This is a genomic window from Roseateles sp. P5_E11, from assembly GCF_054049355.1.
Genome location: NZ_JBFUMO010000260.1, coordinates 1 through 7786, shown reverse-complemented (window position 1 = coordinate 7786; position 7786 = coordinate 1). Strand labels below are relative to the sequence as shown.

The 7786-nt window shown below is 67.5% G+C and carries 9 protein-coding genes and 1 pseudogene; 6 read left to right on the top strand and 4 right to left on the bottom strand.

Annotated elements, in window-relative coordinates:
• From ACXJKR_RS18365 to ACXJKR_RS18350, 4 genes are all read right to left on the bottom strand, one after another.
• Nucleotides 1-205, bottom strand: a 205-nt coding sequence (locus ACXJKR_RS18365; RefSeq protein WP_457324043.1) for a hypothetical protein, incomplete at its 3' end; no start/stop codon positions are given.
• A 20-nt stretch (nucleotides 206-225) separates the two neighbouring features.
• Complete coding sequence (locus tag ACXJKR_RS18360; protein ID WP_457324042.1) at nucleotides 226-1275, bottom strand: TlpA family protein disulfide reductase; 1050 nt, start codon at nucleotides 1273-1275, stop codon at nucleotides 226-228.
• Nucleotides 1276-1435: 160 nt separating this feature from the next.
• The gene (locus ACXJKR_RS18355) at nucleotides 1436-2404 is read right to left on the bottom strand and encodes a Bug family tripartite tricarboxylate transporter substrate binding protein (RefSeq protein ID WP_457324041.1); all 969 of its coding nucleotides are present in this window, start codon (nucleotides 2402-2404) and stop codon (nucleotides 1436-1438) included.
• 33 nt (nucleotides 2405-2437) lie between these two features.
• Nucleotides 2438-2695, bottom strand: a complete 258-nt coding sequence (locus tag ACXJKR_RS18350; RefSeq protein WP_457324040.1) for a YkgJ family cysteine cluster protein — start codon at nucleotides 2693-2695, stop codon at nucleotides 2438-2440.
• 118 nt (nucleotides 2696-2813) lie between these two features.
• Between ACXJKR_RS18350 and mnmG the strand changes: the two genes are divergently transcribed.
• From mnmG to ACXJKR_RS18320, 6 genes and pseudogenes are all read left to right on the top strand, one after another.
• On the top strand, nucleotides 2814-4763 hold the full coding sequence (gene mnmG / locus ACXJKR_RS18345) for a tRNA uridine-5-carboxymethylaminomethyl(34) synthesis enzyme MnmG (RefSeq protein ID WP_457324039.1): 1950 nt from the start codon (nucleotides 2814-2816) through the stop codon (nucleotides 4761-4763).
• On the top strand, nucleotides 4760-5386 hold the full coding sequence (rsmG, locus tag ACXJKR_RS18340; RefSeq protein ID WP_457324038.1) for a 16S rRNA (guanine(527)-N(7))-methyltransferase RsmG: 627 nt from the start codon (nucleotides 4760-4762) through the stop codon (nucleotides 5384-5386). The genes mnmG and rsmG overlap by 4 nt, the downstream gene beginning before the upstream one ends.
• 126 nt (nucleotides 5387-5512) lie before the next feature.
• Nucleotides 5513-6286, top strand: a complete 774-nt coding sequence (locus ACXJKR_RS18335) for a ParA family protein (RefSeq protein WP_056190929.1) — start codon at nucleotides 5513-5515, stop codon at nucleotides 6284-6286.
• 37 nt (nucleotides 6287-6323) lie between these two features.
• Entirely contained in the window at nucleotides 6324-6758 is a 435-nt protein-coding gene (locus ACXJKR_RS18330) for a hypothetical protein (protein WP_457324037.1), read from the top strand.
• On the top strand, nucleotides 6755-7294 hold the full coding sequence (locus ACXJKR_RS18325; protein ID WP_457324036.1) for an N-acetyltransferase family protein: 540 nt from the start codon (nucleotides 6755-6757) through the stop codon (nucleotides 7292-7294). The genes ACXJKR_RS18330 and ACXJKR_RS18325 overlap by 4 nt, the downstream gene beginning before the upstream one ends.
• Nucleotides 7287-7786: pseudogene (locus tag ACXJKR_RS18320) on the top strand (hypothetical protein); the annotation flags it as partial. The gene ACXJKR_RS18325 and the pseudogene ACXJKR_RS18320, both read left to right, overlap by 8 nt.

Below are 7786 nucleotides of genomic sequence, written 5' to 3'. Positions count from 1 at the left end.
TCGCGTCACTGGACGGGCGGCCGGACAGCGCAATCAGCGCTCGCTCGACCTTGAAGAGACGCGTCGTGTAGAAGGCCTCGACAAACTCGGCGAGAGTCACCGCGCGCGGGACCTTCAGCGTGTAGGCATCGGCAAAGGCACCGTGCTCCTTGGCCAGGCGGGCGAGCAGGCTGGCGGGTGGCAGCGCGGTTTCTGTGGGCGTCATGCCGCCAGCCTAACCGCCGATCAATGCAAACCGTCCAACAGGGCCTGGCGCAGCGTCGCCTCGTCGGCATTGCCTTGATGGCGACGCATGAGCTGCCCGTCCTGGAAGGTGAAGTAGATCGGCAGGCCGGGCACGGCGTACTGGGCGACGAAGTCATTGCGGCTCACCGACGTCCAGGGCTGGAAGGCCACCCGCACGAAGCTGATGCCCTTGGCCTGCTGGTTCTGGGCCAGCGCATTGAACGAGGGGTTCGCGCGGATGCAGTAGATGCAGCCTGGGTCGTAGGAGCTCAGCTGCAGCACCACCCAGCCCTTGGTCTTGCGCAGCCAGGCGCTCAGCTCGGCGGGTGCAACCTCCTTGACGAAGGGGCTGGTCGCTGCTGCGGCCGCTGATGCCGGCACCGGCGGGTTGGTTGCCGTGCGGCCCGGCGGTGACGGCAGCGGCGCATCGGCCACGGGGGCACGCTGACGTTCGACATAAGCGAGCAGCGGCCCGCGATCCAGGTTGGTCGCGCTGATCGCCTTGACGGTGGACGCATAGCCCCCGTACACCGTGCCCACCCGAATGGCCACGACGGCGTCGGCGCGATGGGCGATGAGGTACATGCCGCGGTCGCCAAAGGCCTGCCAGGTCAGCTTCTTGGCCAAGTCGAGTTCATGGAACCAGTAGACCGCGGCATCCTCGGCACCGTCGGCCGCCTTGCAGGGGAAGTCGCAGACCGTGATCAGCTCGAAGCCCTGCTCGCGCAGCTGGCCGGCGTAGTGGCGGGCCACCAGCAAGGGGCTGTCGTCGGCCTCGTGCTTGTACTGCGTCATGACGACACTGCCCTCGTAAGGCAGGCGCCAGCGGCTCGTGCGGTTGCCGCCCTGGGCACGCTCGGGCGGGCTGATCGGCAGCGCGCCGGCTTCCAGCGGGTTGTCGTAGCGGCCCGTCTGCTGGGCCCGCGGATAGGGCCGCAGCTCGGCCACGGCGGCCTGCGCACTGGCGATGCACGCCAGCAGGGCCGCAGCGCCCAGCAGTTGACGATGCCAGGCCTTCACCGCGCCGCGGTGACTTTGTTCGATTCTCATGTTTCTCCCTGAACTTCCAACCACGCCGGGCGCGGCGGCGGCAGTCTAGGAGGGACGGAGAACGGTCAGCCCGATGAACTGGTTACGACCTGTTTGCTAGGGGGCTGTCGGTGCCGTCTCCTGCTCCATGGGAGTGTCGGAGACGGTCGTCATTCGGGATTCAATCCGGCCTGACCTTGGCCCGCAGGATGACGGGCTTCCAGCGCTGCTGCTCCTGGGCGATGAAGGCGGCGAACTGGGCCGGCGTGTTGCCGACAGCCTCAGCAGAGTCGGCACCCAGGCGCTCCTTGGAGCCCACCGAGCGGATGGCCTTGGCCGCCTCGACAGCCAGCTTGTCGACCGAGGCCGGCGCCATGCTGGACGGTGCCAGCAGCCCGTACCACTGCGTCATCTCGAAGCCGGGGAAGCCCTGCTCGGCCACGGTCGGTACGTCGGGCAGCTGGGGCAGGCGCTCGCGCGAGCCGGTGGCCAGGCAGCGCAGCTTGCCAGCCTTAATGAACTGCAGCACGGCCGGCGCGCCGACGGCTGCGGCCTCCAGGCGCGCGCCCAGCAGATCGGTCAGCTGCGGGCCGGTGCCGCGGTAGGGCACGTGCAGCATGAAGAGATTGGCGGCCATCTTCAGGTATTCCATCGCCAGGTGACCGGCGCTGCCATTGCCGGCCGAGCCGTAGTTCAGCTGGCCCGGGCGCTTGCGCGCGTAGGCGACGAACTCCTGCAGCGTCTTGGCGGGCACGTCGGGATGGACGACGTAGAGACTGGGCACCTTGGCCAGCAGCGTGACGGGCCGGAAGTCCTTGACCGGGTCATAGGGCAGCTTGTCGAAAATGAAGGGGTTCACGGCCAGCGTGCCGATGTGGCCGAGCACCAGGGTGTGCTGGTCGTCCGCGCGGGCGACCTCGGCCATGGCGACATTGCCGGCGCCGCCCGGCTTGTTCTCGACATACATGGTCTGGCCCAGCGACTTGGTCAGCTCGGCGGCGACGGTGCGCGCGACGATCTCGCTGCTGCCGCCCGGCGCAAAGGGCACGACGAGGCGAATGGTGCGGCTGGGCCAGGGGGTCTCGGCGAGGCTCGGCAGGACCAGACCGGCGGAGGACAACAGTAGCAGGCGGCGTTGCAGATCGGTCATGGCGGCGTGACAAAGAGCGGGCGTGGCCCGACTCTAGCCGGGCGCCGTTTCCTTCTCCATCCAACCCAGCCAGCGCATGGCCTGCTCGCGGTTCTCGCCACACATCTCCTCATGCGGCGGCAGCGAGCCGCAGACGGCGGGGCGCTCGGGCTGCCCAAAAATACGGCAGCGGAGTTCGTCGTCCAGCTGCAGGCAGCGCACACCCGCCGGCTTGCCATTCGGGTGGCCGGGGATGGGCGAGCTGATCGACGGGGCGATGCAGCAGGCGGCGCAATGCGGGCGGCATTCCATAACGGCGGAATTGTCCCTGCCGCATGAGCCTGAACGGGGTGACTTATCCACAGCCGCTTCGTAAAATTCGCGGTTCGCCTAGGCGCCTTGCCCGGCGATTGCTCTTTCCAGGATCCAGATGCTTTACCCCAAGGAATTCGATGTCATCGTCGTCGGCGGTGGCCATGCCGGCACCGAGGCGGCGCTCGCTGCCGCCCGCATGGGCGCGCAGACGCTGCTGCTGACCCACAACATCGAGACCCTGGGCCAGATGAGCTGCAACCCCAGCATCGGCGGCATCGGCAAGGGCCACCTTGTGAAAGAGGTCGATGCGCTGGGCGGCGCGATGGCGCTGGCCACCGACGAAGGCGGCATCCAGTTCCGCATCCTCAATGGCTCCAAGGGCCCGGCCGTGCGCGCCACCCGCGCCCAGGCGGACCGCATCCTCTACAAGGCCGCCATCCGCCGCATGCTGGAGAACCAGCCCAACCTGCAGCTGTTCCAGCAGGCGGTGGACGACCTGATGGTGGAAGGCGACCGCGTCGTCGGCGCCGTTACCCAAGCCGGCATTCGTTTTCGCGCCCGCGCCGTCGTGCTGACGGCCGGCACTTTCCTGGACGGCCGCATCCACGTCGGCCTGGAAAACTACAGCGCCGGCCGTGCCGGTGATCCGCCGGCCGTGTCGCTGTCGGCACGGCTCAAGGAGCTGAAGCTGCCGCAGGGTCGACTCAAGACAGGCACGCCGCCACGCATCGACGGCCGCACCATCGACTTCAGCAAGTGCGAGGCACAGCCCGGCGACCTGGATCCGGTGCCGGTGTTCAGCTTCATGGGCAAGGCGGCGATGCACCCGCAGCAGGTGCCGTGCTGGATCACGCACACGAATCTGAAGACCCACGAGATCATCCGCAGCGGCTTCGACCGCAGCCCCATGTTCACCGGCGTCATCGAGGGCGTGGGCCCGCGCTACTGCCCGAGCATCGAGGACAAGGTGAATCGCTTCGCCGACAAGGACTCGCACCAGATCTTCCTGGAGCCCGAGGGCCTGACGACGCACGAGGTCTACCCGAACGGCATCTCCACCTCCCTGCCCTTCGACATCCAGCTCGCCGCGGTGCGCAGCATCCCGGGCCTGGAGAACGCCGACATCCTGCGCCCCGGCTATGCCATCGAGTACGACTACTTCGACCCGCGCGGCTTGAAGGCCTCGTTCGAGACCAAAGTCATCCAGGGTCTGTTCTTCGCCGGCCAGATCAACGGCACGACCGGCTACGAGGAGGCCGCGGCCCAAGGCTTGTTCGCCGGCCTGAACGCGGCGCTGCAGGTGCGTGGCGAGGCGGCATGGACCCCCGCGCGCGACCAGGCCTACCTGGGCGTGCTGGTGGACGACCTCATCACCAAGGGCGTGACCGAGCCCTACCGCATGTTCACCAGCCGCGCCGAGTTCCGGCTGCAGCTGCGTGAGGACAACGCCGACGCACGCCTGACTGAAACCGGCCGCCAGCTCGGCTTGGTGGACGACGCCCGCTGGGCAGCGTTCAATCGCAAGCGCGACGCTGTTTCACGTGAAACCGAGAAGCTGAAGAACACTTGGGTGCATCCCGGCATCCTGGCGGCGGCGGATGCGGAGCGTCTGGTCGGCAAGGCGCTGGAGCGTGAATACACACTGGTCGAACTGCTGCGCCGGCCCGGCGTCGTGTTTGACACCGTTGCCGAGGTCGCTGCGATTGCGCGACCCGAAGCCGGTGTTTCACGTGAAACACTGACCGCCGAGCTGGGCCAGGAGCTTGCCGACCTCGTCACCGAACAGGTCGAGATCAGCACCAAGTACGCTGGCTACATCAACAAGCAGGTCGACGACGTCGCCCGCGCCGCCCATTTCGAGCATCTGAAGCTGCCCGACGAGCTGGACTACGGCCTCGTCCACGCCCTCTCCTTCGAGGCCCGCCAGAAGCTCAACAAGCACAAGCCCGAGACGCTGGGCCAGGCCTCGCGCATCTCCGGCATCACCCCGGCCGCCATCTCGCTGCTGCTGGTGCATCTGAAGAAGGGCAAGTTCAAGGGCTTCACGGAAGCGGAAGCGGCATGAGGGACACGCTCCAAGCGGCAGCCATCGAACTCGGCCTCGAACTCAGCGACACCCAACTCGACCAGTTGCTGGCCTACCTGGCCCTGCTGCAGAAGTGGAACAAGGTCTACAACCTGACCGCCGTGCGTGACCCGGCGCAGATGCTGAGCCACCACCTGGTGGACAGCCTATCCGTCATCGCGCCGCTGAAGCGTCACGGCGCGACGGCCCGGCTGATGGATGTGGGCGCCGGGGGCGGCCTGCCCGGTGTCGTCATCGCGATCTGCTGCCCCGGCACCGATGTGAGCTGCGTCGATGCCGTCGCCAAGAAAACCACCTTCATCCAGCAGGTCGCAGCCGAGTTGAAGCTGCCCAATCTGCGCGGTGTGCACAGCCGCGTCGAGGCGCTGAGCACCGAACCCTTCGGCGTCATCACGTCCCGCGCCTTCGCCTCGCTGGTCGATTTCACCAGCTTGACCCGCCAACACTTGGCCGAAGGTGCGGTCTGGATGGCCATGAAGGGCCAGCACCCGGCCGACGAGATCGCTGCCTTGCCCGCCGACGTGGATGTGTTTCACGTGGAACAACTGGTCGTTCCGGGCCTGGACGCCCAGCGCTGCATCATCTGGATGCGGCCTAAGTAGAAACAAAGCCACAGAGACACAGAGGCACGGAGAAATTCAGCTTCTCTCCTCTGTGTCTCTGTGCCTCTGTGGCTGTGTTCGCCTTTATCCTCGCGCCTCGAACCCGACGCCCCGACAAACCAACAGATGGCCAAGATTTTCTGCATCGCCAACCAGAAGGGCGGCGTCGGCAAGACCACCACCACCGTCAACCTCGCCGCCGGCCTGGCCCAGATCGGCCAGCGCGTGCTGGTCGTCGACCTGGACCCACAGGGCAACGCCACCATGGGTTCCGGCATCGACAAGCGCAAGCTGGAGCTGACGGTCTATGACGTGCTGCTGGAGTCCGCCTCCCTGGCCGAGGCCAAGACTCGTGCCGAGAAGGCCGGCTACGACGTTCTCGGCGCCAATCGCGAACTGGCCGGCGCCGAGGTGGATCTGGTGGCGCTGGAACGCCGTGAGGCCCGCATGAAGGCCGCCCTGCTCGATGCTGGCAAGGACTACGACTTCATCCTCATCGACTGCCCGCCGTCTCTGTCCATGCTGACTTTGAACGGCCTGTGCAGCGCCCACGGTGTCATCGTGCCCATGCAGTGCGAGTACTTCGCACTCGAAGGCCTGACCGACCTGGTCAACACCATCAAGCAGATCCACGCCAACCTGAACCCCGACCTGCAGATCATCGGCCTGCTGCGCGTCATGTTCGACCCGCGCATCACGCTGCAGCAGCAGGTCAGCGACCAGCTCAAGGCTCACTTCGGCAACAAGGTCTTCGACACCGTCATCCCGCGCAATGTGCGGCTGGCCGAGGCGCCAAGCTACGGCCTGCCGGGCGTGGTGTTCGACCCCAGCTCCAAGGGGGCCCAGGCCTTTGTCGAGTTCGCCAAGGAGATGGTGAGGCGGATCGAGACGATGCGGTGAGAACCCGCTGATGCGCTGGAGGCGCGCACTGTCCTGGGTGGCGCTGGCCATCGCCGCACTGATCGGCGGCTGCTCGGTGCTGCTGAATCAGCTGTTCCCCGCCGATCTGTGCGCAACCGAGGTCTTCACCAAGGTGCGGTCGCCCAGCGGCAAACTCACGGCCATCGTCTATGAAATCGACTGCGGCGCGACCACCGGTTTCTCGCGCCAGGTGGTCATCGTCCCCACGACCGAGCGGCGCATTGATCCCCAAGCCCTACCTCGCGGCTTCTTTGCCATCTCGCTGGGCTCGGCCGTCGACGACCATCTGTCCATGCGAGACGGCCTCGTCGATCTCCATTGGTTGGCCGATGATCATCTGGACATCGCTTACCCTGCCGGCTCACGCCCGATCCGATCCGCGGCCCGCAGCGACGGTGTCGACATGACCTACCGGACCTATCTCAACGCCCCCGATGGCGCAAAGCCATGAGCTTGGCTGTCCTGCGCCCCATGACGCCGGCCGACGCGGACGCCGTCGCCGCCCTGCACGCCATCAGCTGGCGCAGCGCCTACCGCGGCATCGTGCCCGACAGCTTTCTCGACCACGACGTGTTCGCCGAGCGCCAGGCCATCTGGCGTGAGCGCCTGCAGACGTCGCCGGCTGCGTCCGCCTTCGGCATCGTCGCGGAAGACGCCGCCGGCCAGATGATCGGCTTCGCCTATGTGCTGCCGGGCCACGACCCAGTCTGCGGCACGCTGGTCGACAACCTGCATGTCCACCCCGAGCTGAAGGGCGGCGGCATCGGCCGCCTGCTGCTGCAAGCCATCGTCCGCGAGCTGGGGCCGGCGCACAACCAGCCTCTGCACCTGTGGGTACTGGACCAGAACGAACCCGCCAAGCGCTTCTACGCCCGCATGGGCGCCGAGTTCATCGACCCCGGCACGACCCCGCCCTTCGGCGGCGTCTGCCTGCCCGAATGGCGCTGCATCTGGCGCGACCCTGCCGTGCTTCTGTCCCATGCCTGAGACCGGCATTCAGGCCCTCGCCCTGCGCGCCGAGCATGCCGGGCTCGACGCCAGCGCCCCGCCCCAGCAGGCCGACATCGACGGCTGGCTGATCCGGCTGTCGCCCGGCAAGGCCAAGCGCTCGCGCTGCATCAATGCGCTGCGCCAGGGCAGCCTGCCGCTGGATGAGCTGCTGGCCCGTTGCCAACGCGCCTACGACGCCGCCGGCCTGCCGCTGGCCGTGCGCGTGACGCCCTGGAGCCAGCCGGCCGACCTCGACGCCTTGCTCGCTGCCAAGGGCTGGGGGGTGTTCGATGCGGCCGACGTGATGGTGCTGGGCGACCTCGCTCCCGAGCCGGCTCCACCCGCCCTCCAGGCCCTCGATGCCAACGCCTATGCCGCCGCCGTCGGCGCGCTGCGCGGCTCTTCCGTGACGGCCATCGCCGCCCACGCCGAGCGCATTGCTAACGCCCCGGTCACCTACCATGGCTTCGCACTGAACGACGCCTCGGG

Excerpts from the sequence above, each read along its gene's own strand:
- mnmG (WP_457324039.1), top strand. The coding sequence starts at position 2,814 with ATGCTTTACCCCAAGGAATTCGATGTCATCGTCGTCGGCGGTGGCCAT.
- ACXJKR_RS18335 (WP_056190929.1), top strand. The coding sequence starts at position 5,513 with ATGGCCAAGATTTTCTGCATCGCCAACCAGAAGGGCGGCGTCGGCAAG.
- ACXJKR_RS18350 (WP_457324040.1), bottom strand. The coding sequence starts at position 2,695 with ATGGAATGCCGCCCGCATTGCGCCGCCTGCTGCATCGCCCCGTCGATC.
- ACXJKR_RS18355 (WP_457324041.1), bottom strand. The coding sequence starts at position 2,404 with ATGACCGATCTGCAACGCCGCCTGCTACTGTTGTCCTCCGCCGGTCTG.
- ACXJKR_RS18325 (WP_457324036.1), top strand. The coding sequence starts at position 6,755 with ATGAGCTTGGCTGTCCTGCGCCCCATGACGCCGGCCGACGCGGACGCC.
- ACXJKR_RS18360 (WP_457324042.1), bottom strand. The coding sequence starts at position 1,275 with ATGAGAATCGAACAAAGTCACCGCGGCGCGGTGAAGGCCTGGCATCGT.
- rsmG (WP_457324038.1), top strand. The coding sequence starts at position 4,760 with ATGAGGGACACGCTCCAAGCGGCAGCCATCGAACTCGGCCTCGAACTC.